The organism is Actinomadura sp. NPDC048394, assembly GCF_040651755.1.
In the GTDB taxonomy this organism is placed as follows: Bacteria; Actinomycetota; Actinomycetes; order Streptosporangiales; family Streptosporangiaceae; genus Spirillospora; species Spirillospora montaniterrae.
In genome coordinates this window covers 20543-41960 of the sequence record NZ_JBEZJL010000042.1, presented here as the reverse complement: position 1 = coordinate 41960, position 21418 = coordinate 20543, and the positions used below count along the sequence as shown (strand labels likewise).

The 21418-nt window shown below is 72.3% G+C and carries 24 protein-coding genes; 13 read left to right on the top strand and 11 right to left on the bottom strand.

All coding sequences use genetic code 11. From position 1 onward, the window contains the following. Positions 1-125: 125 nt before the first annotated feature. Positions 126-1259, bottom strand: a complete 1134-nt coding sequence (locus AB0C78_RS28785) for a hypothetical protein (RefSeq protein WP_360753695.1) — start codon at positions 1257-1259, stop codon at positions 126-128. A 687-nt stretch (positions 1260-1946) separates the two neighbouring features. Between AB0C78_RS28785 and AB0C78_RS28780 the strand changes: the two genes are divergently transcribed. Beyond that, positions 1947-2183, top strand: coding sequence for a hypothetical protein (locus AB0C78_RS28780; RefSeq protein ID WP_360753693.1), 237 nt, complete (start codon positions 1947-1949; stop codon positions 2181-2183). Positions 2184-2382: 199 nt separating this feature from the next. Here AB0C78_RS28780 and AB0C78_RS28775 read toward each other — a convergent pair whose 3' ends face one another. Further along, positions 2383-2514 (bottom strand): hypothetical protein, encoded by a 132-nt coding sequence (locus AB0C78_RS28775; RefSeq protein ID WP_360753691.1) that lies wholly within the window; start codon positions 2512-2514, stop codon positions 2383-2385. A 107-nt stretch (positions 2515-2621) separates the two neighbouring features. Next, positions 2622-2903 carry a DUF6247 family protein gene (locus AB0C78_RS28770; RefSeq protein ID WP_360753689.1) on the bottom strand — a complete coding sequence of 94 codons (282 nt, stop codon included), beginning with the start codon at positions 2901-2903 and terminating at the stop codon, positions 2622-2624. Between the two features lie 520 nt (positions 2904-3423). Between AB0C78_RS28770 and AB0C78_RS28765 the strand changes: the two genes are divergently transcribed. From AB0C78_RS28765 to AB0C78_RS28720, 10 genes are read left to right on the top strand one after another with little or no spacing between them, the layout of a single operon-like run. After that, entirely contained in the window at positions 3424-4608 is a 1185-nt protein-coding gene (locus AB0C78_RS28765) for an ROK family transcriptional regulator (RefSeq protein WP_360753686.1), read from the top strand. Further along, a complete protein-coding gene (locus tag AB0C78_RS28760) occupies positions 4608-5621 on the top strand; it encodes an enolase C-terminal domain-like protein (protein WP_360753683.1) in 1014 nt (337 codons plus the stop codon). The genes AB0C78_RS28765 and AB0C78_RS28760 overlap by 1 nt, the downstream gene beginning before the upstream one ends. Positions 5622-5629: 8 nt before the next feature. Further along, on the top strand, positions 5630-7150 hold the full coding sequence (locus AB0C78_RS28755; RefSeq protein ID WP_360753681.1) for an ABC transporter substrate-binding protein: 1521 nt from the start codon (positions 5630-5632) through the stop codon (positions 7148-7150). After that, positions 7147-8097 (top strand): ABC transporter permease, encoded by a 951-nt coding sequence (locus tag AB0C78_RS28750; protein WP_360753679.1) that lies wholly within the window; start codon positions 7147-7149, stop codon positions 8095-8097. The genes AB0C78_RS28755 and AB0C78_RS28750 overlap by 4 nt, the downstream gene beginning before the upstream one ends. Continuing rightward, a complete protein-coding gene (locus AB0C78_RS28745; RefSeq protein WP_360753676.1) occupies positions 8094-8966 on the top strand; it encodes an ABC transporter permease in 873 nt (290 codons plus the stop codon). The genes AB0C78_RS28750 and AB0C78_RS28745 overlap by 4 nt, the downstream gene beginning before the upstream one ends. Next, positions 8963-9739, top strand: coding sequence for an SMP-30/gluconolactonase/LRE family protein (locus AB0C78_RS28740; protein WP_360753674.1), 777 nt, complete (start codon positions 8963-8965; stop codon positions 9737-9739). Before AB0C78_RS28745 ends, AB0C78_RS28740 begins: the two co-directional genes overlap by 4 nt. A 14-nt stretch (positions 9740-9753) precedes the next feature. Further along, complete coding sequence (locus AB0C78_RS28735) at positions 9754-10494, top strand: SDR family oxidoreductase (RefSeq protein WP_360753671.1); 741 nt, start codon at positions 9754-9756, stop codon at positions 10492-10494. Further along, positions 10495-12300: an ABC transporter ATP-binding protein gene (locus AB0C78_RS28730; RefSeq protein WP_360753668.1), complete on the top strand. Its 1806-nt coding sequence runs from the start codon at positions 10495-10497 to the stop codon at positions 12298-12300. It abuts the gene before it with no gap. Further along, the gene (locus AB0C78_RS28725) at positions 12297-12887 is read left to right on the top strand and encodes a bifunctional 4-hydroxy-2-oxoglutarate aldolase/2-dehydro-3-deoxy-phosphogluconate aldolase (protein WP_360753666.1); all 591 of its coding nucleotides are present in this window, start codon (positions 12297-12299) and stop codon (positions 12885-12887) included. The genes AB0C78_RS28730 and AB0C78_RS28725 overlap by 4 nt, the downstream gene beginning before the upstream one ends. After that, positions 12884-13828, top strand: coding sequence for a sugar kinase (locus AB0C78_RS28720; protein ID WP_360753664.1), 945 nt, complete (start codon positions 12884-12886; stop codon positions 13826-13828). The genes AB0C78_RS28725 and AB0C78_RS28720 overlap by 4 nt, the downstream gene beginning before the upstream one ends. A 105-nt stretch (positions 13829-13933) precedes the next feature. Here the strand turns inward: AB0C78_RS28720 and AB0C78_RS28715 are convergent, their stop codons facing one another. The 4 genes from AB0C78_RS28715 to AB0C78_RS28700 all read right to left on the bottom strand — a co-directional run bounded on the left by AB0C78_RS28715 (position 13934) and on the right by AB0C78_RS28700 (position 16691). Further along, a complete protein-coding gene (locus AB0C78_RS28715; RefSeq protein WP_360753662.1) occupies positions 13934-14539 on the bottom strand; it encodes a carbonic anhydrase in 606 nt (201 codons plus the stop codon). A 104-nt stretch (positions 14540-14643) separates the two neighbouring features. Then, on the bottom strand, positions 14644-15123 hold the full coding sequence (locus AB0C78_RS28710) for a hypothetical protein (RefSeq protein ID WP_360753659.1): 480 nt from the start codon (positions 15121-15123) through the stop codon (positions 14644-14646). Between the two features lie 86 nt (positions 15124-15209). Beyond that, a complete protein-coding gene (locus tag AB0C78_RS28705) occupies positions 15210-15659 on the bottom strand; it encodes a DUF6069 family protein (protein ID WP_360753657.1) in 450 nt (149 codons plus the stop codon). Between the two features lie 60 nt (positions 15660-15719). Continuing rightward, on the bottom strand, positions 15720-16691 hold the full coding sequence (locus tag AB0C78_RS28700) for an RNA polymerase subunit sigma-70 (protein WP_360753654.1): 972 nt from the start codon (positions 16689-16691) through the stop codon (positions 15720-15722). Positions 16692-16838: 147 nt separating this feature from the next. On the opposite strand from AB0C78_RS28700, the gene AB0C78_RS28695 reads away from it, so the two are divergent. Next, positions 16839-17855, top strand: a complete 1017-nt coding sequence (locus AB0C78_RS28695) for a hypothetical protein (RefSeq protein WP_360753651.1) — start codon at positions 16839-16841, stop codon at positions 17853-17855. A 115-nt stretch (positions 17856-17970) separates the two neighbouring features. Here the strand turns inward: AB0C78_RS28695 and AB0C78_RS28690 are convergent, their stop codons facing one another. Then, positions 17971-18450: a hypothetical protein gene (locus AB0C78_RS28690; protein WP_360753648.1), complete on the bottom strand. Its 480-nt coding sequence runs from the start codon at positions 18448-18450 to the stop codon at positions 17971-17973. Between the two features lie 304 nt (positions 18451-18754). On the opposite strand from AB0C78_RS28690, the gene AB0C78_RS28685 reads away from it, so the two are divergent. After that, entirely contained in the window at positions 18755-19366 is a 612-nt protein-coding gene (locus tag AB0C78_RS28685) for a glyoxalase (protein WP_360753796.1), read from the top strand. Positions 19367-19416: 50 nt separating this feature from the next. Here AB0C78_RS28685 and AB0C78_RS28680 read toward each other — a convergent pair whose 3' ends face one another. The 3 genes from AB0C78_RS28680 to AB0C78_RS28670 are packed head-to-tail and all read right to left on the bottom strand — an operon-like array spanning position 19417 to position 21269. Continuing rightward, the gene (locus tag AB0C78_RS28680) at positions 19417-19677 is read right to left on the bottom strand and encodes a hypothetical protein (protein WP_360753646.1); all 261 of its coding nucleotides are present in this window, start codon (positions 19675-19677) and stop codon (positions 19417-19419) included. Positions 19678-19697: 20 nt separating this feature from the next. Continuing rightward, positions 19698-20060 carry a nuclear transport factor 2 family protein gene (locus tag AB0C78_RS28675; protein ID WP_360753643.1) on the bottom strand — a complete coding sequence of 121 codons (363 nt, stop codon included), beginning with the start codon at positions 20058-20060 and terminating at the stop codon, positions 19698-19700. A gap of 12 nt (positions 20061-20072) precedes the next feature. Then, entirely contained in the window at positions 20073-21269 is a 1197-nt protein-coding gene (locus tag AB0C78_RS28670; protein WP_360753640.1) for an MFS transporter, read from the bottom strand. Positions 21270-21418 lie beyond the last annotated feature (149 nt).

Genomic DNA, 21418 nt, shown 5'->3' with positions numbered 1-21418 from the left:
GCTCGGCGTCGCCGGCCTTCGACCACGAGATAGCCCACATCCGCGCCGCTGACCGAACGGAGGAAGATGGATTGCCGCATCGGGCGCGCAAGAGCATTGGACGTCCGTTCTGCGTGGACTAGACGTTATTTCGATGATCCCGGTTCTAGGTTCGCACTGCCGCCCTCAGTCGAAGATTTTTCCTCGGCTTTAGCATCGTCAGGTTGCGCCTCCCCATCGGCTAAAGCAGTACTAATCTCGATGTTAAGCACTTGTTTCGCGATCCATTCATGGAGTTCATCTTGCTTCCCCGAGTCACCTATGGAACTGGCGATGGAAAGTGCTTTCGCGACTCGCCATCCAACCTGCTGATCATGTCTTAACATCGCTACTAGCCTAGCTAGATGTTTCCTCGCTTGACTTGATTGCACAATGAAGACACCAGCAACAATATCGATCGTTGCTCCGGCTAGCGTTGCGACAATCGATGCATACATTTGGCCGTCGGAACCATTCTTGAAGACACCCATACCGACACCTGCGAAAACTATTAGAGCGCCCGCTATAGCACCTAGGATGCTTACGCGAAAGCTCGTTCTTGAATCTCGGAGCCCCTGCTCATACATATCAATGAGTAGCTGCTGCTGCCGCAACTCGCGACTCTGAGCCTCAACTTCGCGATCAAGTCCCCTACTTAGCTCCAGAAGCCGCGTCTCCAGTTCGCTGATTCTTTCGTCGCCCTGCGCCCGACTCTCCCGAGTCGTGAGAATATCGTCCAACTCCTTTAGGCGATCTATCGGGACGTTGACGTCAACCGAGGGCCTTATGCCGTCGCTATCAAATTTACTGAACGAGGAAAATTGCCTCAACAACTCTGGACTAACCACCCCAATACCGAAGGCAATAACCGGTCTGTCGATAGACACGAACGATGCTCCGGCTGCAGCCAGAGCAGCACCCATTGTGACCCTAATAACCACAACAACAGCATCCGCCATATCGAAAATTCTGACTGACTCCTTATAGGTTGCTTTGTCTCTAATGCCGTTTACTCCACTATCCTCATTAGTTTCAATAGCAGAGTTTCGCCTTACATCTTCATTACCCCCTTTTCCGTCGGCTCCTTTTCCCTCGATTTTCGCATCACCCTTCTCACTTCGGACCTGTGAACGTCTATCCAGAACCGCATTCATTCTCTGGAGGAAAAATAGCGTTTGATAAGCAAGCGCTCCAAAGGCTCCCCATATCGCGGCATAACCTGCATTCAAATTTTCATGCATCACTACGCCCTTGTCATCGATTTTCCAGTCGCCGGGTGTTCTTCTATCAGACGGTGCTCCTCAGGGCACGGCCTAGTCCGGATGTGGTCTCCTCACCGGGGAGCAGGTGGACTCCCGCTCCGCGCAAGAAGGGCGGCATAGCGATCTCGGCATAGGCGATCCGAGGGCTTAATCGTTCCCCATGCGTGGCGGTAGAGCACAGTGCAGCGCATCGCATGAGACCCCTGGGCGCTGCACGCGGCCACGCTGGAGGAGCTTTCAGCGGCCCCCTGTGTTCCATCTGCGTCCACAATCTGGCAAAGCCCCGATGTCTCGCTGGTAGACAGGCTGTTCGGTGGTGGTCTCCGGAGCCGTGTGCGCAGGTTCGAATCCTGCAGGGAGCACCCAGAAACGATCAACCAAGACCCCGGTCGACCTGGCACAACGCCGGTCCCCGGGGTTTCGCGTATGCGCAGCCGTACGCCACCGTTTGTCGCCGTTCACGAACATACGCGGAACGGGATCAAGGGCGGCGGCGCTTGGGGCGCTGTGCGGGCCCGCGCCTGGGCGGCCGGAACGTGCGGCGGGGGCGCCGGTCACCGGGCGGCCGCGTCAGGCCGCGCATCGCGATGCGTCCGCCGGCCCTGCTCCGGCCGGTCCCCATGGGGTCGCGCCGCCGCCTACGATCGGTTCAGACCCACTTTGAAGGTGACCGTGACCATCCCGGCGGAACTCAAGCGTTCCTTGAAGCGGCTACGCGAGGTGCGTGCCCGTCGACCATCGGAGGCTCAGTCCCTCGCGTTCGCTGAGTGGCGGGACGAGATGGCGGATGTACTCGATGAGTTGGCCCAGCGGCTCTTGTTCGAATCGGACCGGGAGCAAGCGGCCGCAGCGGCGGAGGCCGCTCGGGCACAGGCCAACGAGATCCGCGCGAGAGTTGGTTGAGCGAGCTCGAACTAAGAGGGCTGCGCCGCTCCCTGGCCCCCGCGCCCCGGAGGGTGGTCCGTTCGTCCGTGCGGTCCTCGTCGGGGCCGGGGGGATGAAGGTGGGGAAGAACTGCGGCCACGCTGCACGGCCGAGGCTGTCGTGGGGAGCGGTACCACGCGACGAGAGGGCCGTCGAGATGTCTCAGGCGCTAGCCGGCCTAGAGGATGTCGATGATGCGGATGGTCTCTGCCTTGCCGTCGGCGAGGAGGGGCAGCATGCCCTGGTTGTCTTTGCCGAAGATCGCATGGCGTAGTGCCGTCTGAGCCCGACGTTCCGGGACGGCATCCAAGGGGACTCCAGGAGTTGGAGGAGACGTTCGAGCGGCCGTTGCGGGTCTGCTCGGGGAGCCCGTTCAGCCGTGCAGGGCGCGGCCGTGGAAGCCGTCGAAGCGGTAGGTCACACCTGGCCTTCCCAGCCCGGCGGTGTGTACCGGACGAAGGCGTCCTCGCGGCCTTGTAGGGCGTCCTGGATGGCCTCTTCGTAGCCGGGACGGGCGTAGGCGATGGCTCGTAGGCGCCACGGCTGGAGCAGAGTTCGGACCTGTTTGAACCGCGCCAGGTCGTGCGCAGCGTCCAGCGCCTGGTCGTACTCGGTCCTGAACTGCTCGCGGTGTGATCGTGGGAGCGCGTCGTAGATCGCGGCCGGGCCCTCGGAGGGTTCCTCGGGCCGGGCGGTCATGGTCCGCAATTTGTCGGGGCTCGTTGCGGAACAGGCGCCGAGCGGGCGGGTGTGGGTGGGGTGGCGGAGTGTCTCGGCGCAGGGCAGAGAGCCTGCAGGTGGGGGGCGGGTTTGGGCTCGTCGGCAATCGCGAGGAGGCGCAGAGCACGGTCGGTGCGAGCGGATGTGGGGGTGTCGTCTGTCGGCGCTGCAACGCGCCGGCGAGATGGACGGCGTCGGGGCCGAGTTGGGGGGTGGCGGGGGTCATGCGGTCGGGGTTCAGTTTGGTGGGCTTTTGGTCGTCGCCTGTGCCGGCGAACGATTTCTCGGCGGTCTGGGCGTGCCCTCGGGTTGTGCCCTGCGAGCGACTCGCGGCCAGCCCTGGCGCCGCATGCGCCTTGGCGGTGCTGGACATGCCGTCCGCGCCCCGTCGGCGGTGGGTGCGGGTGGTTGTGACTTGACTGTGATGGAGGGAGGTCTTGCGTCGACCAGGGGCGACTTATTAAGTTTCGGAAACTTAGTAAATCGATGGAGTGGTGGCGTGGATCTGGAGAGCGACCGCATCGGCGTGGTCACCAGCGGCAATCGCGCGGAGGGCATGCGGCGGGCGAACGCGTCGGCGGTGATGCGGGCGGTGCTGGGGGCGGGCCAGGCCTCGCGCGCGGAGATCGCGCGGCGGACGGGCCTGTCCGCGCCGAGCGTCACCAAGCTGACCGCGAGCCTGATGGAGGCGGGCCTGCTGGCGGAGGGCGGCGCGCAGCAGCCGGCGGACCTCGGCCGGCCGAGCATTCCGGTGCGGATCGAGCGCAGCAGGCGGGTCGTCCTCGGCGTCCACATCGGGCTGATGCGCACGACGCTCGGGCTGGTGGCGCTGGACGGCGGCCCGCTCGCGCAGACGGCGCTGCCGCACAAGGACCTCTCCCCCGAGGGCATCGTCGGGCAGGCGGCCGAAGGCGTGGCCGCGTTCCTCGCCGGCAACGGCGGTGCCGGCCGCGTGCTGGGCTGCGGTGTCAGCATCGGCGGCTGGGTCGATGGCGGGACGGTCGTCGAGCACCGGCCGCTCGGCTGGACGGACGTGCCGCTGCGGGCGCTGCTGGACGGGCGGCTGCCGGGCCCGGTCCGGGTGGAGCAGCACGTGCGCGCCACCGCCGAGGCCGAACTGTGGTTCGGGGCGGGGCGGGAGGCCGACGACCTGGTGCTGGTGTTCGTCGGGCAGGTGGTGGACGCCGCGATCGTGCTCAACCGGAAGATCCACAGCGGTCCCGGCTCGGCGGCGGGCGGCATCGACCATCTGCAGGTGGCGCCCGAGTCCGGTGTCGAGTGCGGATGCGGCCGGACCGGCTGCCTGATCGCCGTGGCCAGCGACGCGGCGGTGCTGGCCGCGGCCGGCGGCGAGCCGGCGCTCGAACCGGTCATCGCCGCCGCCAGGGACGGCCGGGAGGACATGCGCGCGCTGCTGCGGGACCGGGCCGTGATGGTCGGGCGGGCGCTGGGGACCGTGATCGACCTGGTGAACCCGAGCCGGGTGGTGCTGGCGGGCGGGGTCGTCCAGGCCGAGGAGTACCTCGACGACCTGCGCGCGGAGGCCGCCCGGTGCGCGCGGCGCGGGCGCGATGTGGAGGGCCGGATCGGCGCGACGGCGCTGGGCGCCGGGGCCCTGGTGGTCGCGGCCGCGGCGCCGGTGCTGGCGGACGTGCTGACCGACCCGCTCGGGGTGCTCGCGTGATGCGGCTGTACCGGGTGGACGTGTCGCCGCGCACCGACTGGATGGTCCTGCGCCTGGACGAGGCGGGCCTCACCGGCTGGGGCGAGTGCTCCGACGGCGGGACGCCGGAGGCGATCGCCGGCCGGCTGGCGGCGCTGGCGCGAGGCGAGGACCCGGATCCGGGCTCGTTCCTGTCCACCACCGTGCGGGGCGCGATCGAGCAGGCGCGCTGCGACCTGGCGGCGCGGCGCGCCGGTGTGCCGCTGTGGAAGTGGCTGGGCGGCAGCGATCCCGGTCCCGTCCCCGTGTACGCGAACCTGAACCGCGTCCCGGGCGGCCGGGAGCCCGGGGAGGTGGCCGCGACGGCGCGCGCGGCCGTCGCCGCCGGGTTCTCGCGGGTGAAGCTCGCGCCGTTCGACGTGCCGGGCGACCGGTCGCTGCCCGAGCTGGGCCTGGCCCGGGTCCGGGCGGTGCGCGCGGCGGTCGGCCCGGACGTCGAGATCATGATCGACTGCCACGAGCGGCTGCCGCTGGACGATCTCGAACCGGTGCTCGGCGAGCTGGCGGCGCTGCGTCCGGCCTGGCTGGAGGACGCGGCCGGCATCGGCGACCTGCCGGGGCTGCGGCGGCTGCGCGCGCTGTGGCCGCTGCGGCTGGCGGGCGGCGAGTTCGCCGCCGCGGCCGGGGAGGTGCGCGCCGCGGGCGGCCTGCTCGACGTGGTCATGCCGGACGTCAAGCACGCGGGCGGCGTGCGGGCCGCGCTGGAGCTGGCGCGGGCGGCGGCCGACGGCGGGGCCGAGGTGTCGTTCCACAATCCGAGCGGCCCGGTGGCGACCGCGTTCAGCGCGCATCTCACCGGGGTCGTCCCCGGCGTCCTGGAGTACATGTTCGGCGAGGCGGACTGGCGGCCCGGGGTCGCGCGTCCGGCCGAACGGCTCCGCGACGGCCTCCTTCATCTGCCCGACGGTCCCGGCGCCGGCCTGGACCTCGATCCCACCCACCCCCGTGTGACCCTCGTCTGGAGCGCTCCATGAACCCCCACATGAACCGTCGCGCCTTCCTCGGCGCGCTGGGCCTCGGTGTCGCCGCGACCGCGCTGCCGGGCTGCTCGTCGGCCGTCGACCAGGCCGCCTCGGGCGGCTCGGGCGGCAGGAAGGTGCTGCGGATCGCGCAGGGCGCCGACATCGCCCCGTCGACGCTGTTCAGCCAGAACAACCCGAACATGTCGATCTGCCGGACGGTGTTCAACACGCTGACCGAGTACGACCACCGGACGTTGAAGCCGATGCCGGGGCTCGCGCGGTCGTGGGAGCAGAAGGACACGTCGATCACGCTGAGGCTGCGCACCGACGTGGTGTTCCACTCGGGCCGCCCGTTCACCGCCGACGACGTGGTGTTCGCGCTGGACAACCTCAAGCAGCCGACGGTCGCGTCGCAGCTCAAGCACGTCGCGCAGGCCGTCTCGAAGGTCACCAGGAACGGCGACCACGAGGTGACGATCGAGTTCGAGCACCCGGTCAGCAACGTCTTCGACCTGTTCGAGATCATGATCATCCCGGACAGGGAGTCGATCAAGGACCTGATGACCGGGAAGAAGTTCGTCGGGACCGGGCCGTTCAAGGTCGAGTCCTACACGCCGGGCCAGGGCCTCAAGCTCGTCTGCAACGACAAGTACTTCAAGCCGGTGAAGCTGGACGGCGTCCAGATCGACATCATCACCGAGTCGCAGTCGATGGTCGCGTCGCTGCGGTCGGGCCAGACGCACCTCGCGCTCGACCTGGCCCCGCTGGACGCCGCCGCGATCAAGGGCGACCCGGACTTCCACGTCGTGGCCTCCGACGCGAACGACTCGGCGTTCTACGTGGCGTCCAACGTGACCGTCAAGCCGCTGGACCGCAAGGAGGTCCGGCAGGCCATCGCGTTCGCCGTGGACCGCGACCGGATCCTCGGCCAGGTGCTCGGCGGCATCGGCACCGTCTCGTCGCTGCCCTGGTCGCCCACCTCCCCCGCCTACGACAAGGCGAAGGCCGCGACCTACACGCGGAACGTCGCCAAGGCCAAGGAGCTGATCGGCAAGGCCGGCGCGGACGGCGCGAAGGTCCAGATCCTGTACAACGCCGCGCTCGGCACCAACGCCAAGATCGCCGAGATCGTGCAGTTCAACCTGAAGGAGATCGGGCTGGACGCGACCGCCGTGCCGCTGCAGGGCCCCGACTTCCAGGCCAAGCTGACCGGCGACGGGCTGCCCGGCCTGTTCGTCAACGGGCACGGGTTCGGCCACCTCAGCCCGGCCACGCTGATCAAGGGCGCGTTCCCGTTCAACGCGGAGAAGAACTCCTCGCGGTTCGAGTCCGCGGAGTACCGGGGGCTCGCCGACGACCTGTGGACGAAGCAGTCCCCCGAGGTCATCGGCAAGGTCAACGACTTCCTGCTCGACCAGCAGTTCGTCAGCGACCTGGTGGTCAGCGCGCACACCTACACCGTGTCGAAGCGCGTGAAGGGCCTGTCCTACTCGATGTTCGACTACATCGACCTCGACGGTGCGGAGCTGGGCTCGGCATGATCCGCTACAGCCTGCGCCGCGTCCCGTCCGCGCTGCTGGTGCTGGCCGTGGCGTCCGTCCTGGTCTTCTTCGTGCTGCGGCTCGCCCCCGGCGATCCCGCGGTCGTGCTGGCCGGACCGGACGCGACGCCGCAGACGATCGCGAACGTCCGGGAGAACCTCGGCCTGGACCGGCCGCTGCCGATGCAGTACCTCGGCTGGCTCGGCGGGACGCTCACCGGCGACCTCGGGAACTCCTACATCCTCGGCGCGCCGATCTCGCGGCTCATCGGCAACGGGCTCGGCGCGACGCTCGAGCTGACGCTCGGCGCGCTCGTCCTCGCGATCGTGATCGGCGGCGCCGCGGGGATCCTCGCGGCGGTGCCGCGGAACCGCTGGATGCGGGGCGCCGCGAGCGGCTTCACCGGGCTGGCGTTCGCGGTCCCGCCCTACGTCACCGGCGTGCTGCTGGTGCTGCTGTTCGCGGTGTCGATCCGGCTGCTGCCCGCCGGCGGGCGGGTCGCGCTGCCGGCCGATCCCGCGATCGGCTGGCAGTACCTGATCATGCCGGCGCTGTGCCTGGCGCTGCCCGCCGCCGCGACGATCGCCCGGTTCCTCACCGCGTCGATCCGCCGCGTCCAGGACGAGGACTACGTCCGGACCTGCGTCGCCAAGGGGCTGAGCCGGCGCCGCACCCTGGTCCGGCACGTGATCCCGAACGCGCTGCCGCCGGTCGTCACCTTGCTCGGCATCCAGATCGGGCAGCTGCTCGGCGGCGCGATCGTCGTCGAGGCGATCTTCGCGTGGCCGGGCGTGGGCCAGCTGCTGCTCAAGGGCGTGCTCAACCGCGACTACCTGCTCGTCCAGGACCTGCTGCTGCTCGCGGTCGCGGTGTTCGTCGTGCTGCAGACGCTCACGGACCTCGCGCACGCCGCTCTCGACCCGCGCCGACGGCTGGAGGCGTCATGACCCAGGGCGTGATGGAAACCCCCGAACGGGCCCCTGTGAAGAAGGGCGCCGCCGGGCGGGGCGTGATGCGGCGGGGCCTCGCGACCCCGTCCGCCCGGATCGGCCTCGCCATCGTCGGCCTGCTGTACCTGGCGGGGCTCGCCGCGCCGCTGCTCACCGGGTACGACCCGGAGGCGCAGAGCGCGCACGCGCTGCTCAAGGCGGGCGGCGGCCACCTGCTCGGCACCGACGAGTTCGGCCGCGACATCTTCTCGCGGGTGCTGTACGGCATCCGGACGGACGTCCTCGTCACGCTGGTCGCGGTGCCGATCGGCGCGGTGACCGGCACCGCGCTCGGCGTGCTGTGCGGAGCGCACCGCGTCGTCGACCTGGTCCTGCAGCGGTTCTTCGACGTCGCGCTGGCGTTCACCGCGCTGATCCTCGGGGTGACGGTCGCGGCGATCGCCGGTCCCGGCACCACCGCCGTCCTGATCACCGTCGCCGGGGTGAACGTCCCGCTGTTCGGGCGCATCGCGCGGGACGCGGTCATGACCGAACGGGACCGCGACTACGCCGTCGCCGCGACGATCGCCGGCGTCGGGCCGGGGCGGCTGCTGCTGCGCCACATCCTGCCCAACGGCCTGGACGCGCTGATCGTGCAGGCCGCGCTGTCGCTGTCGCTCGCGGTGTTCGTCGAGGGCGCGATGAGCTTCGTCGGCATCGGCGTGCGGCCCCCGGCGCCGTCGCTCGGCTCGCTGCTGCGCTCCAGCGCCTCGTTCCTCAACGCCAACCCGGCGTACGCGATCGGCCCCATGATCGCGGTGACGCTGCTGGTGGTCGGCTTCAACCTCGTCGCCGACGGGCTCGGCAAGGGGCTGCTGCGGCGATGACGGAACGGATCGAAGCGATCGGGGACGTGCGCGCCCTCGTCGGCGAGAGCCCCGTCTGGGACGGCGGGCGGCTGCTGTGGGTGGACGTCCCGGGCGGCCTGGTGCACCGCACCGACCTCGGTTCCGGTGCCACCGAGACCGTGGACGTCGGCCCGCCGGTGTCGTTCGCGTGGCCGCTGGACGGCGGGGAGCCGCTGGTCGCGCAGGGGACCGGCCTCGTCCGGCTCCGCTCGCGGACGGTCGAGCACTCGGTGCCCGGCGCGCCGGGCGAGCGGCTCAACGACGGGGTCGTGGACGCCGCCGGACGCATCTGGATCGGCACGAAGGCCGAGCCCGGCCGCGGTGCGCTCTACCGGATCGAGCCGGGCGGCGTCCCGGAGCCGGTCGTGACCGGGGTGACGATCTCCAACGGGATCCGGTTCTCCCCGGACGGCTCGCTGCTCTACTACGTCGACACCCCGACCGGCCGCGTCGACGTGTTCGACGTCCGCGACGGCGCCCTGTCCGGCCGCCGAGTGTTCGCCGCGACCGGCGGCGAGCCCGACGGCCTGGCCGTCGCCCCCGACGGCGACGTCTGGGTGGCGATGTGGGGCGGGTCGTGCCTGCTCGCCCACGCCCCCGACGGCCGGCTCCGCCGCCGCGTCCCGCTGCCGGTCTCGCACCCGACGAGCTGCGCCTTCGCGGACGGCCGGCTCGTCGTGACCACCGCGTCCCGCCCGCTCGGCGGCGCGGCCGGGCCGCTCGACGGCGCCCTCCTGGAGGTGCCCCTGTGACCGGAAAGAACCCTGTGCCCGGAACGAACGCGACCGGCAAGAACGCGACCGGACGGGTCGCCGTCGTCACCGGCGCGGCCGGCGGCATCGGCGCCGCTATCGCCGCCGCGTTCGCCGAGCGCGGCGACACGGTGATCGGCGTCGACGTCGCGGCGGGAAGCGGGCTGCGCCTCGACATCACCGGCGCCGACGCCCCCGAACGCGTGCTCGCCGCCTGCCCGCGACCGCCGTCCGTGCTGGTCAACTGCGCGTTCGCGGAGGAACGCGCGCCGATCGCCGAAGGGACGCCGGACGGCTGGCACCGCACCTTCGAGGTCTCGCTGCACGCCGCCGTCCGGCTGTCCCGGGCGTTCGCCGCGGCGGAAGGCGCGGACGGGGACGGCGGGGATCGCGCGATCGTCAACGTCGCGTCCGTCCACGCGGGCATGGCGGCGCCCGGTTTCGCCGCCTACTCCGCCGCCAAGGCCGGGCTCGCCGCGTTCACCCGGACGGCCGCGCTCGAATGGGGCCCGCAGGGCGTCCGGGTCAACGCCGTCTCCCCCGGCTTCATCGCCGTCGAACGCAACCGGCACATCTGGTCGGACGGGGCCGCGATGGCCGGCCGCGTCCAGGCCTATCCGCTCCGCCGCGCCGGGACGCCCGAGGAGGTCGCCCGCGTGGTCGCGTTCCTGGCCTCCCCGGAGGCGTCCTACGTCACCGGCGCCGTGATCCCCGTCGACGGCGGGCTCACCGTCCGCCTCCCGGAGGTGCTCTAAGTGCTCGAAGTGAACGACCTCGTCACCCGGTTCCCGGGCCTGACCGCCGTGGACGGCGTGAGTTTCGGCGTGGACGCCGGGGAGACCGTCGCGCTGGTGGGCGAGTCGGGGTCCGGCAAGTCCGTGACCGCGATGTCCATCCTCAACATGGTGCGCCGTCCCGGCCGCGTCGAGGGCGGGACGGTCCTGTTCCAGGGCCGCGACCTGCTGTCGCTGAGCGAGAACGAGCTGCGGGAGGTGCGCGGCGCCCGGATCGGGATGGTGTTCCAGGACCCGATGTCGTCGCTGAACCCGGTGATGCGCGTCCGCGACCAGATCACCGAGGGGATCCGCGGGATGGGCCGGCAGGCGGCCCGCGACCGCGCCGTCGAGGTGATGACGCAGGTCGGCATCCCCGACCCGGAGGCCCGGCTCGGCGACCATCCGCACGCGTTCTCCGGCGGGATGCGCCAGCGCGTGATGATCGCGATGGCGCTGGCGAACAAGCCGGACCTCATCATCGCGGACGAGCCGACGACCGCGCTGGACGTGACCGTCCAGGCGCAGATCCTCGACCTGCTCGCCGGCCTCAACCGCGACCTCGGCACCGCGGTGCTGCTCATCACCCACAACCTCGGCGTCGTCGCGCGGCTGTGCTCGCGGGCCGTCGTCATGTACCGGGGGAAGGTCGTCGAGCAGGGCCCGGTGGACCGGCTGTTCACCGCGCCCGAGCACGACTACACGCGCGCCCTGCTGGACGCGGTGCCGCGCCTGTCCGGTCCCCGCGACCTGCCGGAGCCGGGCGACGGCGTGCTGCTGGAGACCCGGTCGGTGAGCCGCCACTTCACCAGCCGCAAGCCGTTCAGCCGCAGGACGTCCGTCGTGCGGTCGGTCGACGAGGTCAGCCTCACGGTCGCGCCCGGCGAGACGCTCGGGCTCGTCGGCGAGTCCGGCTGCGGGAAGTCCACGCTCGGCAAGGTGGTGCTCGGCATCCACGAGCCGACCGGCGGCAGCGTCACCGTCGACGGCGTGGAGCTGAACCGCCGGTCGCTGCGCAGGGTGCGGCGCGGCGTGCAGATGGTGTTCCAGGACCCCTACGGCTCGCTCAACCCGCGGATGACGATCGGCGCGCTGCTGCGCGAGCCGCTGGAGGTCAACGGCTACGACGGCGACACCGGGAAGCGGGTCGCGGAGCTGCTGGAGCTCGTCGGCCTCGACCCGGACATGGCCGGCCGGTACCCGCACGAGTTCTCCGGCGGTCAGCGGCAGCGCATCGCGATCGCCCGCACGCTCGCCGTCGAGCCGCGGCTGGTCGTCTGCGACGAGGCGATCTCCGCGCTGGACGTGTCGCTGCAGCAGCAGATCGTCGACCTGCTGCTGGACCTGCAGCGGCGGCTCGGCCTGGCGTACCTGTTCATCGCGCACGACCTGGCCGCCGTCCGGCGGATCTCGCACCGGATCGCGGTCATGTACCTCGGGCAGATCGTCGAGCTGGGCCCGGCCGGGGAGGTCACCGCCGACCCGCAGCACCCGTACACGGCGGCGCTGCTGTCCGCCGTCCCCGAGCCCGACCCGGCCGGCGAGCGCGAGCGCCGCCGGATCACCCTCGCCGGGGACGTCCCGTCGCCGCTGAACCCGCCGCCCGCCTGCCGGTTCCACGGCCGCTGCCCGATCGGCCCGGCCGTCCGTCCCGAGCGGACCGTCTGCGCGACCGAGGCGCCGCCGCTGCGGGAGGTCGCGCCGGGACGGCACGTCGCCTGCCATTTCGCGGGCGAGCGCATCGACGCGGGCCCCGCCACTGGGAAGCGGATGGAGAAGTCGCTGTGAGCCCCGCCCCGGAAACCGGCTCGAAGGTCGTGGCGATCCTGCGCGGCCCGGACGACCGCCACCTCGTCCGGGCGGCGACCGTGCTGCGCGACGCGGGACTCCCGCTCGTCGAACTGCCGCTCACCACCCCGGGCGCGCTGCGCGCCATCGAGCGGCTGGACGGGGTCGGCGCCGGGACGGTGCGGACCCTCCAGGACGCGAGGGACGCGGTCGGCGCGGGAGCCGCGTTCCTCGTCACGCCGGCCGTCGTGCCCGACGCCATCGCCTACGGCGCCGAGCACGGCGTGCCGGTGTACGCCGGCGCCCTCTCCCCCACCGAGGTGCTCGCCGCGCACGCCGCCGGGGCGTCCTACGTGAAGATCTTCCCGGCGGGGACGGTCGGGCCCGGCTACCTGGCGGCGCTGCGCCAGCCGTTCCCCGACATCGCGTTCGTCCCGACCGGCGGGGTCGACCTGGCGGCGGCCCGCGCGTTCCTCGCGGCCGGGGCGGCGGCGGTCGGCGTCGGGTCGCCGCTGGCCGGCGACGCCCTGGTGACCGGCGACCTCGACGCCCTGCACGAGCGCGCCCGCGTCTGGGCGGCGCTGTGATCCTCACCTACGGCGAGACGATGGCCGCGTTCCGGTCGGCGGACGCCGCGCCGCTGCGGATGGGCGGGACGATGGCGGTGTCCATGGCGGGCGCCGAGTCGACGGTCGCGATCGGCACGTGCCGGCTGGGCGGCGCGGCCCGCTGGGTCGGCGTCGTCGGTGACGACGAGCTCGGCCGCCTCATCGCGATGCGGCTGCGCGCCGAGGGCGTCCTGACCGACGGGATCGCCATCACGGCCGACGCGCCGACGAGCCTCATCCTCAAGGAGCGGCGCACCGCCGCCACGACCCGCGTCTCCTACTACCGGCGGCACTGCGCGGGCGCGCTGCTGTCACCCGAGCACGTGCGGGAGGAGCACGTGCGGGACGCGGCCGTCCTGCACGTCACCGGCATCACGCCCGCCCTCTCGCCGTCCGCGGACGAAGCGGTGCGCAAGGCCGTCCGGCTCGCGCGCGACCACGGCGTGACCGTGTCGTTCGACGTGAACCACCGCTCCGCGCTGTGGTCTGCCGCCGAGCCGGCCGGGCCGCTGCGCGACCTCGCCCGGCAGGCCGACGTGCTGTTCGCCGGAGAGGCGGAGGCGGCCCTACTCACCGGTGCCCGCGGCACGCCGCGTGAGGCGGCGCTCGCCCTCGCCGGCCTCGGGCCGCGCCAGGTCGTCGTCAAGCTCGGCGCCGAAGGAGCGCTCGCCCTCGCGGACGGCGAGTTCGCGGCGGCGCCGCTGCTCACCGTCCCGGAACGCGACCCGGTCGGGGCGGGCGACGCGTTCGCCGCCGGGTTCCTCGCCGACCTGGCGCTCGGCCGCACGGCGGCGGAGTGCCTGGAGACGGCCGCCCGCACCGCGGCCGTCAACGTGACCTGCGACGGCGACTGGGAGGGCCTGCCCACCCGCGCCGAGCTGGCCGCGCTCACCGGCGGAGGCGACCCCGTCCTCCGCTGACCCCCCGTAAGGATCCGCCGGACGGGGCCGCCTACCACGTCAGGGCCACATGGCGGCCGGAGAAGACCGCCCGGCCGCCGCGCGGCCCTGCGGGAGCAGCCGGCGTCACAGCGGAGCGAAAGAAGATGCGGAGTTCTCGGTCGGCGCGGCGAGGATCCGGCCGTCGGACAGGTTGTAGAACCAGCCGTGGACGCGCAGGCGGCCATGAGCGAGGCCGCGCGCGACCTTGGGATAGCGGCGGAGCTTCTCCAGCTGCGCCAGGAGGTGGAGCTGCCCAGGATCAGCGGGGGCGGCCGACGCGGCCTGCCGAGAACGCTGGTTGGTGCGGGTGAGCCACCACCAGGTGGTGAACGCGCTGAACGAGAGGCCTCCGGGCCGGAGCGTGCGGACGGCGCCGCAGTCGGAGTGACCGCAGACCACGATGTCGGTGACGCCTAGGACGCCGACCGCGTACTCGATGGTGGCGGCTTCACCGGTGGGACGGCCGGGCCGGTACGGCGGGACGACGTTGCCGACGTTGCGCAGCTCGAAGAGCTGGCCCGGCCGGGCGCCGGTGAGGAAGGCCGGCGAGACGCGGGCGTCAGAGCAGGCGATGAACAGCGCTTCGGGCCGCTGCGGCGCCGTGGTGCTCGTTCCGGTCCGGGGATGGGGATGCGGGCTCGCGGACGAGTGCGGGGTGATGGTGCGGGCATGCTGGATCAGCGACTCCATGGCGGGTCTCCCACGGTCGGTGGAATGAGGGGGTGATCGGCAAGACCGCGCCGCTCGCGCAGGGCGAGATCGCGGGCGGCCTGCCCGAGGCGCGTGGCGTTCGATCAGAGTCGGAAGATCTGCAGCGACGACGGCGTCAAGGAGTACGCCGCCTGGCTCTCGGCACGCCATTTCCTCGACGGGGGACGGCAGAGGCCGGAACCGCGTTCCAGGCCTGTTCCGGATGCGACGGCGCTGAGATGGCAGCCCGCAAACGCTCGGGAGGCGGTCGGCGCCTCGCCGATGAGCCGCTGACGCGGTGCGATGCCTCGCTCGCGTTGGCCGGCGGTGTACCAGCGAGGATGCGCGTCCTTCTCTCCGTGGGCGGCGGCGATCGCGTCCGCCACCAGGGAGACGACGGCGACGCCTCGTGCGAGCGTCTCCGCCTGTGCGCCCTGGCCATGCTGCGCGCCTGCGAGCGGCAGGCGGGTGGTCTGGTGATGTCCGTCGGGATTGGCGGCAAGGTGTCCGGTCAGCAGCAGGGCGAGCACCAGCACCAGCAGGCGGGTCGTGCGGGTGAGGCAGGTCGCCATCCTGGTGTCCATCCGATCCTCGGAACCCTGGTACCAAGTCACCGGTTATCACTGTGCGTAGCCAATCATAGCGTGCGCGTTACCAAACGTCACTGCCCTCATGGACAGGAGAGGCTCCGCGTCAGGGTGGGGATCATCACCGCCGCCGGGACGAGGTGCAGTGCGAGGAGGGCGGTGGTGGTGGCGGTGTTCCCTCCGGCGAGGAGGGGCGCGGCCATCGAGATCGCGGTCAGTGACGCCGCCGTCCACGCGAAGCGGGTGGCGGGGCGGGCGCTCCAGCGAAGGAGGGCCGCGGCGATGCCGACGCCCACGACCGAGAAGAAGCCGGTCACCACGGCGAATCCGGGCAACGGGATCGACTCCCCGCCGTCGGGGACCTCGAAGTCGACGCCGGCGGCCTGGGCGAGCGCAGCGGCGATCGTGGTGGCCGCCACCGCTGCGAGCGTGGCGACCAAGCCGGTGCCGACGAGCCTGCGGATCCGGCGGGGGTGGCCGGTCTGGCCCGATGCCCGGCCTGCGGCGGCTCCGGTGTCAGGCGTGCTGTTCATGTCGTCCTCCATCAATCGGTGACCGGCGCAGGGGTGGCGATGCGAGCGTCCGAACCGGGACTACTCCGGCAGGCGCTCGGGGAGCGCGAGCCGCGGGAACCGGTCGGCGTGGAAGGTGGTGATCTCGGTGATCGCGCCGCCGGTGACGCGCAGGACGTCGATCGTCAGCGGCAGGTAGGCGCCCTCGGGCTCCCGCCACTGGTAGAAGGCGACGGCGGGTTGCCGGTTCACGGAGGTGAGGACGGTGCGCAGGCGCTCCATGCCCTCGAAGCCGTCCTCGACCCAGCCGTTGACGACCGTGTCGCGGCCGACGTGCAGGCCGGGCGTGGGCGGCATCGAGAAGCGGACGTCCTCGCGCAGCAGCGCGGCGAGCGCCTCGACGTCCGTGGCCACGCTGGCGTCGGTGTAGCGGCGCACCACCTCGCGCGTCCCGGCGTCCTGCTCGCCGCCGGTCCAGTCCTGCCGCTCGGCGGGCAGATGCTCCCGCATGCCGGCGCGGGCCCGCTGCAGGGCGCTGTTCACCGAGTTGACGGAGTCCCCGAGGAGCTCGGCGACGTCCTTGGCCGGCCAGCCGAGCACGTCCCGGAGGATCAGCACGGCCCGGGGGCGCGGCGCGAGGTGCTGGACGGCGACCAGGTACGCCAGCTCGATCGTCTCCCGCGCGACGGCGACGGCCTCCGGCTCGTCGGCGCCGCCGGCGGGCGGCTCGTCGAGCAGCCGGTCCGGGTAGGGCTGCAGCCACGGCACCTCGCCCCCGGTCGCGGGCTCCGGGCGGCGCTTGGCGAGCAGGTCCAGGCAGGCGTTGGTGGCGATCCGGTACAGCCAGGCCCGCGGCGTCGACCGGCCCCCGAAGGTCTCCCTCCGCCGCCAGGCGCGCAGGAACGTCTCCTGCACGGTGTCCTCGGCGTCCTCGAACGACCCGAGCATCCGGTAGCAGTGCACGTGCAGCTCCCGCCGGTGCTGTTCCGTCAGCCCCGCGAACGCCGGCTCGTCGACCTCCGCCAGAGCGCCCGGTCGTGTGTCCGCACCCATGGGGTCGTCCTTCCGCCTCGTCGTGTCCCGTCCTAGGTATGACGGGTGCGGGGCCGGTAACTCATCACTCGGGCCGGGGACGGGCGCGAAGGGGGCGCCCCGACCTCCCCAGTAGACACTGGCGTCTTTTTGGCGAATAGTGCTCACATGAAACGTGCCATCGCGGCCGTCACCGCCGCCGCCGTCCTCGCGTCCCTTCCCGCGCCCGCCCTCGCGGCCGAGCCCGAACTGCGCACCGTCTCCCTGCCGTTCCTGTGGCCGACGGCCCGGCTCAACGACGTCACCGCCGACGGCGCGGGCGGTGTCTGGGTCGGCGGCGTCCAGGGCAGGTACTGCGTCCGCTGGGGCGACCTCTGCCCCGTGTACAACGACGGGAACCCGGTCGTACGGCGCCGGGTCGGCTCGTCCTGGAAGGAGTACCCGATCAACGGCTGGACGGGCCAGGGCGAGATCACGCGGATCGCCTCGGGCGCGGGCGAGACCTGGATCGCCGGTTCGAGGTCGTACATGGCGCGCTTCGACGGCTCGGCGTTCCAGAAGGTCGCGGGTCCGACCGGCTCGGTGTCGGTGCTCGCCACCGGTCCGGCGGGCACCTTCGTCAACGCCTGGGACCTGGAGTCCGGGGAGCGGGTGTTCAAGCGCACCGGCGACGGCTGGACGGTCGTCGACGTGCCCGGGGTCGACTACGTCGCCGACCTGCAGGCGCTCACCGCGACCGACGCGTGGGCGGTCGGGTACGAGAACGGCATCCAGCAGAAGCCCGCCGCCGCGCACTTCGACGGCACGGCCTGGAAGAACGTCCCGCTGCCCGCCGTCTCCGAGAACGACTGGTTCCGCAAGGTCGTCCCGGTCTCCCCCAACGACGTCTGGGGCATCACGGCCCAGCGTCTAGCGCACTGGAACGGCACCGCGTGGACCTGGATCGCACCCCCGGATGGGCTCGGCGAACTCGTCGACCTGACCGTGGACGCGTCCGGGACCCCCTGGGTCGCGCCGGCGGAGTCCGCGCCACCGGCGAAGCCCCCGTACCGCTACAGCGGCGGCAAGTGGGAGAAGGTGACGATCCCGTCCGGGACCATGGTGAACGGCCTCGCCGCCGTGCCCGGCGGCGTCTGGGGAGTCGGCACGCAGGGAGACGGCCCGGCGGCCTTCAACGGGTCCTGACGCCCGGCCGAGCCGCGGCGGCTACGCGAGACCGGCCCCCGCACGGACGAGGCGCGGGGCCGGCGGCCCGCGCGGACGAGGCTCGGGGCCGGCGGCCCGTCCCGGAGGACGGGGGTCAGGTGCTCTTGACCTCGGTGATCGCGCCGCGCAGGGTGTCGAGGAACGCCCTGCCGTCCGCGTCGTCGCCCAGGCCGATGTAGAACGAGGCGGGCTCCGTCGTCCCCGTCCACAACCCGGTCGCGCTGACCCCCGTGTCGATGGCCGAGGCCAGGCCCCGGCCCACGCTCACGTCCTCGAGGCGGATCGACCGGACGTGGACGCCCCGCTGCTCGCCCGCCACGGCCACGACCAGGTAGCGCGGCAGGATCAGCGCGACCGTGGTGTGCTCCTTGTCGGGGTCGCCGGACTTCGTCAGCCGCATGAGCAGGCCCGGGCGCTTGAGCCGCACGCTGCGCGTCGCGCAGCACCACCGCGCCGCGCCCAGCACGTCGCCGAGCTGGTGCGCCTCGGCGTGCGCGGCGATCGCGTCCCGCACCGCCGGGTCGAGCGACCCGGCCTCGCACCGCCTGCTGGAGCGTTCGTACAGCCGATCCATCCACGACCTCCCGAGATCGCCGCCAGCGTACGGTGCCGCGATCCGGAAACCGGCCCTCGACCTGCGACGACCGGCGTCCACAAGTGGACGGCGGACACCGCCCCCGTCCGGGACGCCACCGAGCGCGTTCCGTGTCCCCTCTACGTAGGCGAATCCGTGGTCGCCACGCATGCGCGCAAGGCGGGCCGGACGACAAGCTGTGAGCACCTGAACGACCGGCCCGCATAGGCCCACGACGCCAGGAGCGACCGTGACCGACACCGCCCCCACCGAGACCTCACCGACAGCACTGGACGGGAATGCCATGACCTCCCTCGGATCCGTCATCCTGGAAGCCGACGACCCCGCGGCCGCGATGGCCTTCTACGAGGCCTTCGGGCTGGGCCCGTACGTGGACGTGCGCGCCTCGGACGCGCCGACCGGCGGCTTCCGCGGGTTCGCGCTGTCGCTCGTGGTGTCCCAGCCCGGCAACGTCGACGCCTTCATGAACGCCGCCGTCGACGCCGGCGCCACGACCCTGAAGCCGGCCACGAAGAGCTTCTGGGGGTACGGCGGCATCGTCCGCGCCCCGGACGGGACGATCTGCAAGATCGCGTCCTCGAAGAAGAAGGACACCGGCCCCGCCGCCCGGGAGATCGACCAGGTCGCGCTCCTGCTGGGCGTCGCGGACGTCAAGGCGAGCAAGCGGTTCTACGTCGAGCGCGGCCTCGCGGTGGCGAAGAGCTTCGGCGGCAAGTACGTCGAGTTCGACACGCCCTCGTCGGCCGTCACGCTGGCGCTCTACCCGCGCCGCGCGCTCGCCAAGGACGCCGGCGTCCCCCAGGACGGCACCGGATCGCACCGTATCGTGATCAGGGGCGACGCCGGCACCTTCACCGACCCCGACGGGTTCGTCTGGGAGACCGCGTCCCGATGAGGGCGCGCGGGATCAGACGACGCCGCCGTTGACGCGGATGTTCTGGCCGGTCACCCAGCTCGCCTCGGGCGAGGCGAGGAAGGCGACGACGTCGCGATCTCGTCGGGACGTCCGATGCGTCCCATGGCGGTCATCCCCTTTAGGCTCGCGACGACCTCGGCCGCCTCGGCGGCCTGCTCGGGCAGGTGGTTGACGACGACCGAGGCGCCGCAGGACGCGAGGCCGATCGTGATGCGGGCGCCGAGGCCGGTGGCGGCGCCGGTCACGATGGCGCTCTTCCCCGCCAGGGAGCCTTCGAGGGAGTGGGTCATGGTGGGGCGCTCCTGGCCGGTCAGGCGACGGGGTTGCCGCTGGCGGTGGTCTCGGGGACGTCCTCGCGCACGTCCCAGTGCTCGACGATCAGCCCGCCGGCGATGCGGAACACGTCGACCACGGCGGTGCCGCGGGCGCCGGGCTCGGCGGTGAAGAGGCTGTGCGCGAACACGAGGTCGCCTTCGGCGGCCGTCCGGCGGACGTCGAAGCGCAGGCCGGGCAGTCGCCGGCGCAGGCCGTCGATGAACTCGGCGAGCGGCTTGCGCCCGTCCGGCAGGTGCGGGTTGTGCTGGACGAGGTCGTCGGCGAGGAACCGCCCGGACTCCTCGGTGCGGCCCTGGTTCCAGACGGTCTCGATGTAGTCGCGGATGAACTCGGACATGCGATCGGCCTTTCAGCGGTGGGTGAGGAGCGGGCTCTCGGTGACGGCCCGGACGGGCCGGGTGCGGCGCACGGACGCCAGGTGGGCGGCCGCCGCCAGGGCGAGCGGGAGCAGGGCGAGAGCGGAGAGCGAACGCGCGCCGAGGGCGGGCAGCAGGGCGCTGCCGGCGAGGCTGCCGAGGCTCATGCCCAGGTAGAGGCCGGAGGCGTTCAGCGCGAGCAGGATGCCGCGCCGCTCCGGGAGCAGCTCGACCAGCCGGGCCTGCTGCGGGGCCATGAACAGCCCGCTCGCGAACGCCCACACCGCCAGCGCGGGCAGGGCGAGCGGCAGCGATCCGGGGATGCCGGTCAGCGCGGCGAACCCGGCCGCGAAGCAGCCGAGCGCGACGCCGACGGTCCCCGTCCCGCCGAGCCTGGCGTACAGGCGGGAGCCGAGGACGTTGCCGAGCGTCCCGAGCGCGCCGAACCCGAACAGCACCAGCGCGACGGTGCCCTGCGCGGCGCCGAACCGGGCGGCCAGGTAGGCACCGGCGACGCCGTACACGGTGAACTGCGCGGTCATGATCATGAACGTGGTGCCGACCATCGGCATCGCGCCGGGGGCGCGCAGCGTGCCGGCGAACGTCCGGGCGGTCGGCGCCGGTTCCGGCTCCACCGCGGGCAGGAACCGCGCGAGCAGGACGAACGCGACGGCGGTGAGCGCAGCGACCCCCAGCATCGTGCCGCGCCAGCCGAGCGCGTCCCCCGCCGAGGAGGCCAGCGGGACGCCGAGGACGGAGGCGGCGGTCATCCCGGCGAAGACGGTGGCGAGGGCGCGGGCGCGCTGATCGGCGGGCACGATCGCCGACCCCGCGGCGGACGCGGCGGGCCCGAACACCGCGGCGCCGAGCCCCGCGAGCACGCGCGCCGCGCACAGCGCCGGGTAGCCGGGGGCGACCGCCGCGGCGACCCCGCCGAGCGCCAGCAGCCCGAGCCCCAGCAGCAGCGCGCGTTTGCGGCACATCCGCCCGAGCAGGATCGTCGCAGCGGGCGCCGCGAGGGCGAAGACCAGCGCGAAAACGGTGACCAGGGTCCCGACCGTGGCCGGCCGGACGTGCAGGTCCCGGCCGATCGGGGCGCTCAGGCCGACGACCGCCAGCGAGGCGGTGCCCAGCGCGAAGTAGCCCAGCGAGAGCGCGAGCAGCGCCGGGCGCGAGGAACGGGTCCGCACGAGGCCCTCCCTTCCGAGGGGTCCGTTGGTGGTGGGGACGGCGCCGCCCGGGGACGGCCCGCGGCGCCTGAGGCGATCTTCGACCGGCGGGCGGGGACGGGCACAGTGCCGGACGTCACCGGAGCGGCGTGCATTTTGCACACCGGCTC